The 15458-nt window shown below is 73.4% G+C and carries 13 protein-coding genes; 11 read left to right on the top strand and 2 right to left on the bottom strand.

Going from position 1 to position 15458, the window contains the following annotated elements; translation table 11 throughout:
* The first annotated feature begins 26 nt into the window (after positions 1–26).
* From ACWEN6_RS10915 to ACWEN6_RS10905, 3 genes are all read left to right on the top strand, one after another.
* On the top strand, positions 27–1565 hold the full coding sequence (locus tag ACWEN6_RS10915; RefSeq protein WP_452570021.1) for a SagB/ThcOx family dehydrogenase: 1539 nt from the start codon (positions 27–29) through the stop codon (positions 1563–1565).
* 269 nt (positions 1566–1834) lie between these two features.
* Complete coding sequence (locus ACWEN6_RS10910) at positions 1835–2068, top strand: hypothetical protein (protein ID WP_452570020.1); 234 nt, start codon at positions 1835–1837, stop codon at positions 2066–2068.
* A gap of 241 nt (positions 2069–2309) precedes the next feature.
* Positions 2310–4919: a sensor histidine kinase gene (locus ACWEN6_RS10905; protein WP_452570019.1), complete on the top strand. Its 2610-nt coding sequence runs from the start codon at positions 2310–2312 to the stop codon at positions 4917–4919.
* An 18-nt stretch (positions 4920–4937) separates the two neighbouring features.
* Here ACWEN6_RS10905 and ACWEN6_RS10900 read toward each other — a convergent pair whose 3' ends face one another.
* On the bottom strand, positions 4938–5588 hold the full coding sequence (locus ACWEN6_RS10900; RefSeq protein WP_452570018.1) for a TetR family transcriptional regulator: 651 nt from the start codon (positions 5586–5588) through the stop codon (positions 4938–4940).
* Between the two features lie 116 nt (positions 5589–5704).
* Here ACWEN6_RS10900 and ACWEN6_RS10895 point away from each other — a divergent pair, with 116 nt between their 5' ends.
* The 7 genes from ACWEN6_RS10895 (at position 5705) to ACWEN6_RS10865 (ending at position 13330) form a co-directional block, all read left to right on the top strand.
* The gene (locus tag ACWEN6_RS10895) at positions 5705–6313 is read left to right on the top strand and encodes a (2Fe-2S)-binding protein (protein ID WP_452570017.1); all 609 of its coding nucleotides are present in this window, start codon (positions 5705–5707) and stop codon (positions 6311–6313) included.
* Positions 6310–7305 carry an FAD binding domain-containing protein gene (locus ACWEN6_RS10890; RefSeq protein WP_452570016.1) on the top strand — a complete coding sequence of 332 codons (996 nt, stop codon included), beginning with the start codon at positions 6310–6312 and terminating at the stop codon, positions 7303–7305. Before ACWEN6_RS10895 ends, ACWEN6_RS10890 begins: the two co-directional genes overlap by 4 nt.
* Positions 7302–9662 carry a xanthine dehydrogenase family protein molybdopterin-binding subunit gene (locus tag ACWEN6_RS10885; protein ID WP_452570015.1) on the top strand — a complete coding sequence of 787 codons (2361 nt, stop codon included), beginning with the start codon at positions 7302–7304 and terminating at the stop codon, positions 9660–9662. The genes ACWEN6_RS10890 and ACWEN6_RS10885 overlap by 4 nt, the downstream gene beginning before the upstream one ends.
* Positions 9663–9740: 78 nt before the next feature.
* Positions 9741–10958: an acyltransferase family protein gene (locus tag ACWEN6_RS10880; RefSeq protein WP_452570014.1), complete on the top strand. Its 1218-nt coding sequence runs from the start codon at positions 9741–9743 to the stop codon at positions 10956–10958.
* 142 nt (positions 10959–11100) lie between these two features.
* The gene (locus ACWEN6_RS10875; RefSeq protein ID WP_452570013.1) at positions 11101–11697 is read left to right on the top strand and encodes a PadR family transcriptional regulator; all 597 of its coding nucleotides are present in this window, start codon (positions 11101–11103) and stop codon (positions 11695–11697) included.
* Positions 11694–12890, top strand: a complete 1197-nt coding sequence (locus tag ACWEN6_RS10870; RefSeq protein ID WP_452570012.1) for an FAD-dependent oxidoreductase — start codon at positions 11694–11696, stop codon at positions 12888–12890. The genes ACWEN6_RS10875 and ACWEN6_RS10870 overlap by 4 nt, the downstream gene beginning before the upstream one ends.
* 77 nt (positions 12891–12967) lie before the next feature.
* Entirely contained in the window at positions 12968–13330 is a 363-nt protein-coding gene (locus ACWEN6_RS10865) for an MmcQ/YjbR family DNA-binding protein (RefSeq protein ID WP_354835695.1), read from the top strand.
* Positions 13331–13422: 92 nt separating this feature from the next.
* Here the strand turns inward: ACWEN6_RS10865 and ACWEN6_RS10860 are convergent, their stop codons facing one another.
* Positions 13423–14127, bottom strand: coding sequence for a TioE family transcriptional regulator (locus tag ACWEN6_RS10860; RefSeq protein WP_452570011.1), 705 nt, complete (start codon positions 14125–14127; stop codon positions 13423–13425).
* A gap of 91 nt (positions 14128–14218) precedes the next feature.
* Here ACWEN6_RS10860 and ACWEN6_RS10855 point away from each other — a divergent pair, with 91 nt between their 5' ends.
* On the top strand, positions 14219–15376 hold the full coding sequence (locus ACWEN6_RS10855) for an erythromycin esterase family protein (RefSeq protein WP_452570010.1): 1158 nt from the start codon (positions 14219–14221) through the stop codon (positions 15374–15376).
* Positions 15377–15458 lie beyond the last annotated feature (82 nt).

Here is a 15458-nt window from a genome sequence, read left to right as displayed (position 1 = left end):
CCGTAACACGAACCAGGAGAAGCCACGTGTCCCCACCTCTGGACGAGGAAGCCGCCTCAGGCGGCTTCCTGCTCTGGTCGCTGCGCGAGGACGTGCACGTGGAGCCCGACGCGCGCGAGGACGTGGTCACGCTGCACAGCCGCTGGGGCGACGAGAGCGTGCCGCATCCCGCGCCCCGGGTGGTGGAGGCGCTGCGCCGGATGAGCCTTGGCCCGGTCTCGCTGGAGAACGCGATCAGCGACCCCGCCGAGCGGGCCGAGCTGGACCGGTTGCTGGTCCGGCTGCAGCACCTGGTGGTCCGTTCGCTCGGCCTGGACCAGGAGCGGGCCCTGCTGTCGGTCGTGCCGCTGAGCAGGCAGGCCCGCTTCCGGCCGGCGCGGCTGTCGCCGGTGCGGGCGGTGCGCATGTCCCGGTTCGCGGTGCTACGCGCCGAGGAGGGCGCGTACTGGCTGGAGTCCCCGCTGTCGCTGCACCGCGTGGTGTTCCACCGGGCGGAGGCGATGTGGCTCGTCGGCGCGCTGAGCCGGGGCTTGACCCCGGACGCCGCGCTGGCGGGACTGCCCGCGTCCGTGCCGGGCGCGGCGGCCCTGGCCTACCTGGTGGCCGCCGGCATGGTGGTCCAGGCCGAGCCGGGCGAGTCGCCCGGCCCGCCCACCTTCGCCGAGGACACCGACCCCGCGCTGGTCACCTGGCTGCCGCAGGACCTGATGTTCCACACCCGCTCGACGCTCGGCCGGCACGACCGCGACTTCGGCGCCACCTACCCGATGGGCGAACGCTGGGCCGTCGAGCCGGTCACCAAACCCGCCACCGAGGGCGGGTACGTCCCGCTGCCCCGGCCGTGCTGGGACCGGCTCATCGAGGGCGACCCGCCGCTGACCGCCGCCATCGAGGGCCACCGCCCCGCGTTCCGCTTCGGCGACGAGCCGCTGAGCGACCGGCAGCTCGGCGAGGTGCTGTACCGGACGGCCCGGGTGCGCTCGCTCACCTCGGCCGCCCACGGCGGGGCGGGCAGCGGCCTGGCCAGCGACCGCCCGTACGCGAGCGCGGGGTCGGCCTACGAGCTGGAGCTGTACACGGCCGTCAGCGGGTGCGCCGGCATCCGCGATGGGATGTACCACTACGACCCGCTGGGGCACCGGCTGGAGCCGATCGACGTGGACGCGGTGGACCTGCGGGAGCTGCTGGACCGGGGGCGGCTGTCGGCGGGGCTGGCGTCCGTCCCGCCGGTGCTGATCCTGGTCACCGCGCGGTTCAGGCGCGTCTCCTGGAAGTACACCGGCCCCGGGTACGCGCTCATCCTGAAGAACGCCGGCGCGCTCACCCAGACGCTCTACCTGGTCAGCACGGCCATGGGGCTGGCCGGGTGCGCGCTCGGCGCCGCCGACATCGAGGCGACGGCCCGGGCCCTCGGCACCGACTGGCGCACCGAGTCGTGCGTGAGCGGGTTCGCGCTCGGCAACCGGGACGAGGAGCCGCAGGCCCTGCCGCCCGGCCGCCGCCCGGCCAACGACCCCGCCTGGGGAGACCTCGCCGCGGAGCTGCTGCACAAGACCGCCGGCTGACCCCGCCGCCGCGCTCCCTGGCCGTCCTGCGGCGCCTTCGGGCGGGCTTCCTCCCGCCTCGCGCCGCGCCCTCCGGTCGCCTCCTGACGCCCGCCGCGCCATATCAAGCGCTGATTTCGGTCCGATATAAAATGCTCGGTCAAACCATGGGGAATACCGGCCATGAGGAATTCACGACCGGTTCGTGAAGTGCGGCCTTCCTCTTACCCGGGTTCTCATCGCACAATTAGGACAGCTGGGAACGCCACCGCGAAAAGAAGGGGAAGGCCATGCCGAACTGCACCATCGACACCGACCGGCACTTCACCGAGTTCGTCGCCCAGGCCTGGCAGGACCCGAAGTCCACGGGACCGGGGGAAAACCACCTTCTCGGTGCATTCGGCATTCGCCCCGCCGACGCCGGATACGAGTTCGAGTCACATTTCGACCTGGGGCAGGACCTGATCATCGAGCAGCTGGACGGCTCCACCCCGGCGTTCGCGGTGCCCACCTACTGCGGGTGAACCACCGGCGGCGCCGCCCGCCCCCCCCCCCGCGCCTGCGCCCCGCGCCGGCGCACGACCGAGACCCTTCGCACGCCAAGCCCGCGCTCGACCGCGATGAGCGTCAACCCCTGTTCTTCCGTAGAATCCCCTGAGACCCTGATCACGGCGCGCACCATCCATGGACATCCGTAGAGAGCGGCGGACACATGGGAGCGCTCCCAGTCCTCGCGCTTCGGAGCGGGAGTCAATGGACAGCGAAGTGACAAGCGGGCTTTCACCGTTGCGTACCAGGGGCGCGCGAGCGGCGCCCCTGCAGCCCTCCGGCGAGTCGGAGGGCCCGCCGTGGACCCCCCGGGTGGTGCTGCCCATCACCGTGGTGATGCTGGCCGGGTTCGCGCTGACCACGATCATGAACGTGCTCATGACCGGCCCGGACGCGGCCCGTCTCGCCGGCTTCGCGGTCTGCCTGACGCTCGTGTTCACCCTGCAGCTCGCCCACTCCCTCGCCGGACCGCGGCACTGGCGGGCCGGCACCAGGGCCACCACCCTGACGCTCCAGGCGCTGGCCACCTATCTGCCGTTCTGGTGGCTCGGCAGCGCGTGGGGCGGCATGATCGGCTTCCTCGCCGGGTCGGCGCTGCTGTCGGTGACCGGACCCGCGCGCTGGCCGCTGTACGTGGCCGGAGGCGCGGGCATCCTGCCGGTGCTCGCCTCCGAGGGCGTGCCCCCCGTGGGCCTGGCGTACGGCACCGGCTTCGCCCTGCTGACCGGCCTGGTGGTCTACGGGATGAGCTCGTTGTCGACGCTGGTGGCCGAACTGTACGCCGCACGCGGCAAACTCGCCCGCATGGCCGTCACCCGCGAACGCCTGCGCGTCGCCCGCGACCTGCACGACCTGCTCGGCTACAGCCTCTCGGCCATCACCCTCAAAAGCGAACTCACCCACCGCCTGCTGCCCGCACACCCCTACCGCGCCCGCGACGAGATCACCGACATCCTCACCGTCGCCCGCCAAGCCCTCTCCGACGTCCGCACCGTCGCCAACGGCTACCGCACCATGTCCCTCACCACCGAAGCCGACTCCGCCACCAGCGTCCTCACCGCCGCCGACATCGACGTCACCACCACCATCACCACCCCCGACCTACCCCCCCACATCGAAACCGTCCTGGCCACCGTCCTGCGCGAAGCCGTCACCAACATCCTGCGCCACAGCAAAGCCCAGCACGCCACCATCCACGCCACCCTCCACACCAACGGCCACAACGACACCATCCGCCTGCACATCGCCAACGACGGCGTCGACCCCACCGAAACCACCCCCACCGTCAACGGCGGCAACGGCCTCGGAAACCTCACCACCCGCCTACGCACCATCAACGGCCACCTCACCGCCGGCATCGACACCGACGGCTGGTTCCACCTCACCGCCCAAGCCCCCACCACCACCACCGGGCACCGGCCCGTCCCGGAACGGGCGCTGCCGCCGGACGCGATCGTCCCCCGGCTGGTCCCCCGGCTCGCGCAGCGGGCGCTCTCCCGGGGCCCGGCCCCGCGCGCCGAGCCCGCCGACGGCGCCGCGCCGCGCGTCTCACCGCTGTGGCGGCTGAGGTCGGCGCGGCACCGGCTGAAACAGATGCTGCCGTTCCCCCGCGCGCGCATGGTGCCCGACGACGTCGACACCGACCTGTGGGGGCCGCGCCAGCCGATCCCGGTGACCTTGGTGGTGCTGGCGGGATACGCGGCGATCATGCTGATCAACGTGATCGACGCCGCCCCCGGCACCGCCGGCCTGCTCGGTTTCGCGGCGTGCCTGGCCGCCGACCTCGGGCTGCAGCTCGTCCACTCGTTCCGCGGTCCCCGAACCTGGTCGCGAGGGGCCCGCGTGTTCTCTCTGTGCGCCCAGGCGCTCGTCTGCTATCTGCCCCTGCTGTGGGTCGGCCGTCCGTGGGGCTCCATGGTGGGCTTCCTGGCCGGATCGGTGCTGCTGGTGGTGCCCGGCGGCGCCGGGTGGGCGCTGTACGCGGCCGTGGTGGGCAGCGTGGTGCCGCTGGCGATGGCCCTCGGCGCCGAGCCCCGCTACCTGGTGTACCTCCCGGTGTCCAGCCTGCTGACCGGCATGATCGTGTACGGGATGAGCTCGTTGTCGACGCTGGTGGCCGAACTGTACGCCGCACGCGGCAAACTCGCCCGCATGGCCGTCACCCGCGAACGCCTGCGCGTCGCCCGCGACCTGCACGACCTGCTCGGCTACAGCCTCTCGGCCATCACCCTCAAAAGCGAACTCACCCACCGCCTGCTGCCCGCACACCCCCACCGCGCCCGCGACGAGATCACCGACATCCTCACCGTCGCCCGCCAAGCCCTCTCCGACGTCCGCACCGTCGCCAACGGCTACCGCACCATGTCCCTCACCACCGAAGCCGACTCCGCCACCAGCGTCCTCACCGCCGCCGACATCGACGTCACCACCACCATCACCACCCCCGACCTACCCCCCCACATCGAAACCGTCCTGGCCACCGTCCTGCGCGAAGCCGTCACCAACATCCTGCGCCACAGCAAAGCCCAGCACGCCACCATCCACGCCACCCTCCACACCAACGGCCACAACGACACCATCCGCCTGCACATCGCCAACGACGGCGTCGACCCCACCGAAACCACCCCCACCGTCAACGGCGGCAACGGCCTCGGAAACCTCACCACCCGCCTACGCACCATCAACGGCCACCTCACCGCCGGCATCGACACCGACGGCTGGTTCCACCTCACCGCCCAAGCCCCCACCACCACCACCACCGGGCTCGGCGAGGACTACCCCGGGGAGCACGCGGCGATGGGCGCGGCCGGGCCGCCGGTCCCCTGAGGCGCGGGTGCGGAAGGGTCAGCGCAGCGCGGGCAGGCCGACGGCGGCGGCCATCACGATGCGCTTGAGCGCCGGCAGGAACGCGGGGCAGGCGGCCGCCATGACGGGGTCCTCGGCGTAGATCTCGCGCAGCACCGCGGGAGGGTTGGAGACGGGGTAGAGCATTCCGGCGCCCGCGGTCGCCAGCCCGACCAGCTCGTAGGCCTCGCTCTCGGTCAGGCCGGAGGGCGCCGCGGCGACGCGGGCGGCCAGGTCGCCGATGACGTCCAGCACGGCGCGCTTGCACGCGCGCGCCGCCTCCACCGAGACGTTGTGCTCGAGGCTGGTGGCCGTGTTGCCGAGCAGGTCGCACATGAGCGGCCGCGCCTCGAGCGTCTCGGTGAGCGCGGCGACGACGGCCTCGAGGCCGGTGGCCCGGCCGAGCCGTTCGGCGACCTCGCCCCCCCACTCTCGCCACTCCTCGGCGGCCAGGACGAGGTAGATCTCCTCGCGGGTGCCGAAGTAGCGTCCGACGTTGGACTTGGCCAGGCCCGCGGCGGCGGCGACCCCGCCGAGGCTGACCGCGCGCACGCCGGATCGCAGGGCCAGTTCGCGGGCGGCCTCCAGAATGGCCTCGCGCCGCTGCCGCTTGTGCTCGGGCCGTCTGGCCCGGAGGAATCCCTGCGTCATGTCGCAGCAAGCATACGGCGACGATAAAAGAACGCCGTTCTCTTGTTAAGATGACATCGTTCTGTTAACGTCGGTGCACATCTGGACGCATCACGTCCACCGGCGGGAGGCAGCGCGTGGTCGAGGTACAACTGAGGATCAACGGGACCGTCCACACCTGCGAGATCCCGCCACAGGTCAGCCTGCTGGACGTCCTGCGCGAGCACCTCGGGCTCACCGGCACCAAGAAGGGCTGCGACCAGGGGGCGTGCGGCGCGTGCACGGTGCTCGTCGACGGCGAGCGCATCAACTCCTGCCTGACGCTCGCCGTGCAGTACGCCGGCCGCGAGGTCACCACCATCGAGGGCATCGCGGGCGAGCAGGGCCCGCACCCGCTTCAGGCGGCGTTCATCCGCAACGACGGCTTCCAGTGCGGCTACTGCACCTCCGGGCAGATCTGCTCGGCGATCGGCATGCTCGCCGAGCACGCCTCCGGCGCGCCGAGCCTGGTCACCGAGCACCTGGCCGCGACCGGCGCCGAACTGACGGACGCCGAGATCAGAGAGCGCATGAGCGGCAACCTGTGCCGCTGCGGCGCCTACAACGGCATCGTCGACGCCATCCGCGAGGTCGCCACCGCGAAGGCCCGGCGGGAACTCGCCGGAGACGGGGACGGGCGGGCGGACCGCGAGCACACCGCCGCGCGCGCCGGACGGCCCGCCGCCGCGGCGGAGGCCGCCCGATGAGGCCGCTCGCCTACGTGCGCCCCGGCGACGTCCCGGCCGCCCTGCGCGCCATCACCGCCGAGCCGGGCGCGAGGTTCCTCGGCGGCGGCACCAACCTGGTCGACCTGATGCGGCAGGACGTCGAACGCCCCGCCACGGTCGTCGACATCACCGGCCTCCCCCTGGACCGGGTGGAGCAGGCCCCGGACGGCGGGGTGCGCGTCGGCGCCCTGGTGCGCAACAGCCACCTGGCCGCCCACCCGGTCATCCGCGGCCGGTACCCCGTGCTGGCGCAGGCCGTCCTCAGTGGCGCCTCGGCGCAGCTGCGGAACATGGCGACGGTCGGCGGCAACCTGCTCCAGCGCACCCGCTGCCCCTACTTCTACGACGGCGCCGCCGCCTGCAACAAGCGCGAGCCCGGCAGCGGGTGCGACGCGATCGGCGGGCTCAACCGCGACCACGCCGTGCTCGGCGCCAGCGAGGCGTGCGTCGCCACCCATCCCTCCGACATGTGCGTCGCCCTGGCCGCGCTGGACGCCGTGGTCGTCGTCGAGAGCCTGCGCGGCGAGCGGCGCGTCCCGATGGAGGACTTCCACCGGCTGCCCGGCGGCACCCCGCACATCGAGAGCGCGATCGAGGCCGACGAGCTGGTCACGGCGGTGGAGCTGCCCCCCTGCCCGGTCGCGGTGACCTCCCGCTACCGCAAGGTCCGCGACCGGGCGTCCTACGCCTTCGCGCTGGTCTCGGTCGCCGCGGCGATGGAGGTCCGCGACGGCGCGGTGGCGGAGGTGCGCCTGGCCCTCGGCGGCGTCGCGGCCAAGCCGTGGCGGGCCCGGGAGGCCGAGCGGATCCTGCTCGGCGCGCCGGCCGTCGAGGAGTCCTTCCGGCGGGCCGCCGAGGCCGAGCTCGCCGCCGCCACCGCCCTGTCCCACAACACCTTCAAGATCGAGCTGGCCCGGCGCACCGTCACCGCGACGCTGCTGCGGCTGCTCACCGACGGGAGCGCGGCATGACCCGCACCGATGCGCACGGCACGACCGCGGCGGAGGGCCCGCGGGCACCTTCGCCGGCCGGGGAGCGAGGCCCCGCGCGCGTGGAGGGCTCCGGGCCGCTGGTCGGCAGGCCGATCGACCGGGTGGACGGGGTGCCGAAGACCACCGGCGCGGCCCGGTACTCGGCCGAGCACCCCTACCCCGGCCTCGCCCACGCCGTCCTGGTGCACGCGACCATCACGCGCGGCCACCTCACCGCCATCGACACCGCCGAGGCGTCGGCCGTGCCGGGCGTGCTCACCGTCATCACCCACCACAACGCGCCCGCGCTGAAACCGCCGCCGCCGGTCAGCGTCATGAACCTCAGCACGATGGCCTCCGGCACGTCGGTCGCCTACCTCAACACCGACGAGGTCCACTGGAACGGCCAGCCGGTCGCGGTCGTCGTCGCCGAGACCCTGCACGCCGCCCAGCACGCCGCCCGGCTGGTGAAGGCCGCCTACCGCGAGTCGCCCGCGGCCGTCGACTTCGCCGCCGAGGAGCCGAACGCCACGCCGCAGAAGAACGACATGGTCTCGGAGGGCTCGGCGAAGAAGGGCGACGCCGAGGCCGCGCTCGCGGCGGCGCCGGTGTCGGTGGACCTGCGGTACACCACGCCGGCGCACGCCCACAACGCGATCGAGCCGCACGCCACCACGGCCGTCTGGGACGGCGACCGGCTGACCGTCCACGACGGCGCGCAGAACGTGGCCTGGATGCGCGACCATCTCGCCCTGCGCTTCGGCGTGCCGGCCGCCGGGGTACGCGTCGTCGCGCCGTACGTCGGCGGCGCGTTCGGCGGCAAGACCGTGGTGTGGGCCGGGACGATCCTCACCGTGATGGCGGCACGGGTGACCGGCCGGCCGGTGCGGATGACGCTCACCCGCGAGGGCGTCTACCGCACGGTCGGCGGGCGCACCCCCTCGGCGCAGCGCGTCGCGCTCGGCGCCCGGCCCGACGGGCGGCTCACCGCGCTGGTCCACACCGGCGTCACCCAGGTCGGCCGGGTCGGGGGCGGGCCCGAGCAGGTCACCTCCCAGTCGCGGCACCTCTACGACGCCGAGAACATCCTGCTCCAGCAGAGCCAGGTCGCGCTGGACACGGTCTCCAACACCTACATGCGCGCGCCCGGGGAGTCGATCGGCACCTTCGCGCTGGAGGCGGCGATCGACGAGCTGGCCTGTGAGCTCGGCATGGACCCGATCGAGCTGCGCATGCGCAACGAGCCCGAGCGCAACCCCATCGACGGCAAGCGCTTCTCCCACCGGATGCTGCGCGAGGCGTACGCGATGGGCGCGCGGCGGTTCGGCTGGGCGGAGCGCACGCCGGAGCCCGGCTCGATGCGCGACGGCAGGTGGCTGGTCGGCATGGGCGTCGCCTCGGCCTACCACCCGGCGTGGCAGTTCGCCGCCAACCTCACGGTGCGCCTGTCGGCCGACGGCACGGTGCTGGTGCGCTGCGGGTTCCACGAGATGGGCATGGGCGGGGCGACCGCCCAGGCGCAGATCGCCGCCGACGCCCTCGGCGTGCCGTTCGAGGCCGTGCGGGTCGAGTACGGCGACTCCGACCTGCCCACCGGGCCCGGGGCGGGAGGCTCGGGCCAGACCGCCAGCGTGGCGGCGAGCCTCGGCACCGCCTGCGCGAGGCTGCGCGGCACGATGCTCGCGCTGGCCCGGCGGTCGAAGGACTCCCCGCTTCGGGGAAGCCGCCGGGCCGAGGTCCGCGCCCGCGACGGCGGGCTGTGGGCCTCCACCGCCGGGACCGTCGCAGGCGAGACCTACGCGGCGATCCTCGCCCGGGCGGGCCGCCCGCACGTCGAGGTGGCCGTCGGATCCGACACGCGCGTCGGGACGGCGGTCGGACAGGCCCGGTTCATGGCCAAGTTCCTGCTCGACCGGCGGCGCTGGACGAAGGCGGCGTGCGGGGCGCAGTTCTGCGAGGTGCGCGTCGACCCCGACACCGGCGAGGTGCGGGTGTCGCGGTGGGTGGGGGCGTTCGACGTCGGGACGGTCATCAACGCCAAGACCGCCGCCGCCCAGCTGCGGGGCGGCATCGTCATGGGCATCGGCATGGCCCTGTCGGAGGAGACGCTGGCCGACCCGCGCACCGGGCGCATCATGAACCCCGGCCTCGGCGGGTACCACGTCCCGGTGCACGCCGACATCCCGCCGATCGACGTCTGCTACCTGGACGAGCCCGACCCGACCATGCCCCTCGGCCTGATCGGCGTCGGCGAGGTCGGCATCACCGGCGTCGCCGCCGCCGTCGCCAACGCCGTCCACCACGCCACCGGCCGCCGCGTCCGCGACCTGCCCATCACCCCCGACAAACTCCTCTGATCACCCCTCCGGCTCCCCCGCCGGCGCCTCACCCACGGCCGGCGCGGAGGCGGGAAGGGGTTCGGTAAGTTGTGTCGGGTGTCTGTCGTGCCCGGTACGCCGTCCGTGTCCGCGGTGAGCCCCTCCTCCCGCCTGGCGTGGCTGGACGCGTTGCGGGGCATCGGCGCCGTCGCGGTGGTGGCCGAGCACCTGCTGCCCTGGGTGGTCCCGTGGCTGCGCCCGTACTGGTTCAACATCGGCATCTACGGCATCCTGGTGTTCTTCCTGGTCAGCGGCTACATCATCCCCGCCTCGCTGGAGCGGCACGGGGACGTGCGGGCGTTCTGGATCAGCCGCGCCTTCCGGCTGTACCCGCTATACCTGCTGGTCATCGGGCTGGTGCTGGCGATGGCGTGGCGTCTGCCGGTGCGCGAGGCGGTGCCACGCGACCCTGTCGCGGCGGTCGCGCACGCCACCATGCTGCTGGACGTGGTCGGCGTCGGCGGCGTCGCCGACACCATGTGGACCCTGTCCTACGAGATGGTCTTCTATCTGCTGGTCACCGCGCTGTTCGTCACCGGCGCGCACCGGCGCAGCGCCGTGCCCGCGGTGGTGCTCGGCCTGGGGGCGGTCGCCGTGGCCGCGCTCGTCCCGGCCGCCGCGCTGCGCGGCGCCTGGGTCGTATGGGCGTCCGGCGCGGTCCTCGCCATCGGGCTCGCGTGCGTGGTGTCGGGCCGCCTGCGCAGGACCGGCGCCTGCCTGCTCGGCGTGATGGCGCTGGTCCTGCTGTTCCTGGGCAGCCGGGTGCCCTGGCTGGGCGTGCTCATCCTGGCGGTGATGTTCGCCGGCACCGCCGTGTACCGCTGGGAGAGCGGCACCGGCCCGTTCTGGCCGGTCGCCCTGACCATGGCGCTGGTGGCCCTCACCCCGCTGCCCGCCCTCCAGGCCGGCTGGTGGTGGTCGGCGCCGGATGTGTGGATCACCACCGTCGCGCTGGCCTGCGCGACCTTCGCGGGCGCCTTCGCCCTGCGCCGCCGCCGCGTCCCGCGGGTGCTCACCTGGCTCGGGCTGGTCAGCTACTCGCTCTACCTGCTGCACCATCCGCTGCTGCGGCTGTACGTCTCGGTGACCGGCGACCTGCGCTGGTCGGCCTGGCACGTCCAGGTGCTGATGGCCGCGCTGTTCCTGGCACTGGTCCTGCCCGTGTCCTGGGTGACCTACCGCCTGGTCGAGCGGCCCGCCCAGCGCCTGGGCCACCGCCTCGCCCGCCGGGCCCCGCAGGGCGACCGGCGCCGCAGCGCCTCCTCCGCCGCGTAGGCGCCCGGCTTCGGCCTTTCGATCCTGCGAGACGTCCCGGGAGCGGCTCAGGAGACACCGAGGGTGCCTCGTCGTGGAAGTCATAGTTGACATCAACTAGTCGATGATTGATAGTCAGCATCAACCAACAAGGTGGGAACTCGTGGAGAAGCGACGCAAGGTGTCCAATCCGCTGGCTCTGGCCGTGCTCGTCTACCTGATGGCCGAGCCGATGCACGCCTACGAGCTCGGACGACGACTCCAGGAGCAGGGCAAGGACCGCAGCATCAAGTACAACCGCGGGTCGCTGTACATGGTCGTCGAGCAGCTGCGCAAGGCGGGGTTCGTCGCCGAGCGGGAGACCGTGCGCGACACCCAGCGTCCAGAACGCACCATCTACGGCATCACCGAGGCGGGACGCGCCGAGCTCTACGACTGGATGCGCGAACTGGTCGCCGTCCCCCGCGAGGAGTACCCCTCCTTCGGGGTCGCCCTGTCGCTGCTGGCCGTGCTCGCCCCTGCGGAGGGGGCCGGCCTGCTCGGCCGCCGTCTCGCGGCCCTGACCGAGCAGGCCGAGGAGGTGCGGGGCGTGCTGCGGCAGGCCGGCGAGGACCAGGTGCACTGGGTGTTCCTGGCCGAGGAGCGCTACCGGCTCGCCCTGGTGGAGGCCGAGATCCGCTTCGCCGCCGATCTCGCCGAGTCCCTGAAGGACCCCGCCTACGAGCGGGCCTGGCAACGGATGCGGGAGGACATGACATGAGCAAGGTGAGGACGGCACTGGTCATCGGCGGCGGCGTCGCGGGCCCGGTGGCGGGAATGGCGCTGCGCAGGGCCGGGGTGGAGGTCACCCTCTACGAGGCCTACCCGACCACGGCCGACGGCGCCGGCGGCTCGCTCGGCCTGGCGCCCAACGGCCTGGCGGCGCTGGAGATCGTCGGTGCCGCCGACGCGGTGCGGGCGCGCGCCCGGCCGATGCCCCGCTCGGTCATGGCCGTCGGGCGCAGACGGCTCGACACCCTGCCCACGCTGCCCGGCCTCGCGCCGTTGCAGCTCATCTGGCGTGCCGACCTGCACCGCGCGCTGTACGACCGCGCGGTCGCGCTCGGCGTCCGGGTCGAGCACGGCAAGCGCCTGGTGGGAGCCGAGGAGACCGGCTCGGGGGTCACGGCGCGGTTCGCCGACGGGACCACGGCCACGGCCGACATCCTGGTCGGCGCGGACGGCATCCGCTCCACGGTCCGCACGCTGATCGACCCGGACGCGCCGGGCCCCACCCCCACCGGGCTGCTCGGCTTCGAGGCCATCGCCGACTTCGACCTGCGGCAGCGCGAGGGGACGATCACCTACGCCTTCGGCAGGCGCGGCTTCTACCTGTTCCGCCCGCATCCCGGCGGCGGGGCCGAGTGGGGCGCCAACCTGCCCCACCCGCCCATGACCCTGACCGAGGCCCGGCGGATCCCGAACGAGGAGTGGCTGCGCAGGCTGCTGGAGCACCACGCCGAGGACCACCCCGGCGCCGAGCTGATCCGGCACACCGACCCCGGGCGGCTCCAGGTGCTGGGGTCGATGTACATGATGCCGCGCGTGCCGCGCTGGCACAGCGACCGCATGGTCCTGGTCGGCGACGCCGTGCACGCCCCGTCCAACAGCTCCGGCCAGGGCGCGTCACTGGCCGTCGAGAGCGCCGTCGAGCTCGCCCGTTGCGTGCGGGACCTGCCCGACGCGCCCTCCGCCTTCGCCGCCTACGAGCGCCTGCGCCGGCCGAGGGTGGAGCGGGTCGCGGCGCGCGCGGCCAGGATCAACGGCAGCAAGGCGGCCGGGCCGCTGGCCAGGGCCCTGATGCCGCTGCTGATGCCGATCATGCTGAAGACGGTCATGCACCCCGAGCGGGCCTTCGGCGTCGAACAGCGCCACGTCATCGCCTGGGACGAACCGGCCGCCACCCTCGGCTAGACGTTCACTCGTGCGCGCGCACCGGACGAGGAGGCGCCCCCTGAGGAAATGTCGGTGAGGTCTGGTAGAGGTTGGTCATGGGCGTGAGCATTGAGGAGTTCCTGCTGATGCTGACCCGTCTGCCCGAGGTGAAGCAGGCGGACGGCGGCGACTGGACGGCGCTGAAGGTGCGCGGGCGGGGCTTCGGCTACCTGTGGGAACGCACCCGCACCGTCGGGCTGAAGGCGACGATCGAGGAGCAGATCGCCCTGGTGGCCGAGCGGCCCGAGGTGTTCGAGGTCCAGTTCACCGCCGGCCGGTTCGGCTGGGTCGTGGTGCACCTCGACAAGATCGACGCCGACGAGCTGTTCGAGCTGGTCACCGAAGCGTGGTGCCTGACCGCCCCCCAGCCCCTCCTTTCGGCCCACGCCGCCACAGGAGCCCTGCCCTTCACCCCCTGACCCCGCCCGCAGAGGCGTCTGCCCGGGTGGCGGCCGCGGGCGGCGATCGCCTCCGCCGCGTCGCGGCGCTCCGGCGGCACGGCCCCGGCCCGCTAGGGCGGCGGGTCATCACCACGTTGCTCGCGGGCGCCGAGGTAGGCGTCCAGGGCGGCTGCGCCCTTGAGCATGGCGCGGCCCCGGGCCGACAGGCGGGCGCGCCAGTCGCGCAGGGTCGCCTCCAGCGGAGCGACGCCTCCGGCGGAGCGCACCTGGTCGATCAGCGGGGCGATCTGCTCCAGCAGGTAGCCGCCCCGCCTGAGCTGGTGGACCAGCCGGACGTCCCGGACGTCGGCCGCGCTGTAGACCCGGTAGCCCGTCCGCGGGTCGCGGCGCGGCCGGACCAGCCCGGCGTGCTCCCATTTGCGCAGGGTGGCGGGGCGGACGCCGAGCCTCCTGGCCAGGGGGCCGATGAAGGTGCCGCCGCGCTCCTGCGGCACGGGCGCCAGGTCGCCGAGCGCGGCCTCGACGGCCTGGAGGGTGCGGCGGTCGTCGAGGAGCAGGCCGTGGCCGTCGTCGACGATCCGCAGCGCCTCCTCGATGGCGCCCCGGCCGACCGCCCGCATGATCGCGGTGGCCGCCTGGTGACCGTGCCCGGCCACCAGGGCGCGGAACGCGCGCAGGGCGTGCGCGTGCAGCGGCGTGTAGGTGCGGTGGCCGTGGACGGTGCGTCCGGCGGCGGGCAGGATGCCGGCCTCCTCGTAGTTCCTGACCGCCTGGGTCGACAGGCCGTGCTCGCGCGCCAGGTCCACCGGCCTCATGGGTGCATCACCGTTTGAAGGTCCATCGCGATGGGATCGGGGTTTTCGGCGGCGAAGTTTACACCGAGGGTTCAACGATACCGTTGAAGGAATGGACATCAAGGACACGGCCCGGCCCCTCGACGGCGCGGGCGTCTCGGCGTTCCTGCGGTCGCTTCCGGCCGAGCCGCTGCTGCTCGGCCTGGGCGAGGCCAGGCACTTCGTGGGAGAGCTGGGTGGGCTGCGCAACGAGATCTTCCGGCACCTGGTCGAGCACGAGGGCTACCGCTCGTTCGCCATCGAGAGCGACTGCCTCATGGGCCTGGTCGTGGACGACCACCTCATGACGGGCGCGGGCACGCTCGACGAGGTCATGGAACGCGGCTTCAGCCACGGCTTCGGCGCCTTCCCGGCCAACCGCGAGCTCGTGCGCTGGATGCGGGCCTACAACGAGGAGCATGACGAGAAGCTGCGTTTCTTCGGGATGGACGGCCCTCTGGAGTACTGGGCGGCGAGCCCGCGCGAGGCCCTCACCGCCCTCCATGCCCTCCTCGACGGCCCGCTCCCCTGCACCAGGGAGACCCTCGACGCGCTGCTCGGCCCGGACGACCCGTGGACGAACGAGGCCACGGTCATGGACCCGTCCCGGTCGATCGGCCGGTCCGCCGACGCCCAGCGGCTGCGGCTGCTCGCCGACGACCTGGTGGCGCTGCTGGACACCCAGCTGCCGCGGCTGGACGCGAGGGACAGAGAACGGGCGGCGCTGTACGGGCGCACCGCCGTCGGCCTGCTCCGTTACCACCACTGGATGGCCGACACCTCTCCGGCGCGGATAGCGCGGCTGTCGGCCCTGCGGGACGCGATGATGGCCGCCAACCTGCGCGCCGTCGCCGAGCACGGGCCGGCGCTGGTCTTCGCCCACAACCTCCACCTGCAGCGCGACAGCAGCCTCATGTCCTTCGGCGACCTGCCTCTGGAGTGGTGGGGCGCGGGGGCGATCACCGCGACGCACCTCGGCGACCGGTACGCCTTCCTGGCCTCGGCCCTCGGCACGGTCGGCGACGACGCCCCGCCCCCGGACACCGTCGAGGGGATGCTGTCGGAGCTGCCGTGGGACCACTGTCTCATCGACGCCCGCCGCCTCGCCGATGCCATCACCGAGCCCGCCCCTCGGGTCTCCCCCGATTTCGCCTATTTCCCGCTGGACCCCGCCCGGCTCGGCCTGATCGACGGCGTCGTCTTCGTCAAGCGGGCCGTCACGCTCGGTTGACGGGCAAGCCAATCGCGCCGTCCGCGCATGGGCCCGCCATGACCGCGCTCGGGCCCGCCATGACCCGGACTCGAAGATCACG

This window comes from Sphaerisporangium sp. NPDC004334 (genome assembly GCF_053602655.1).
This window is presented reverse-complemented; position numbering and strand designations above follow the sequence as displayed.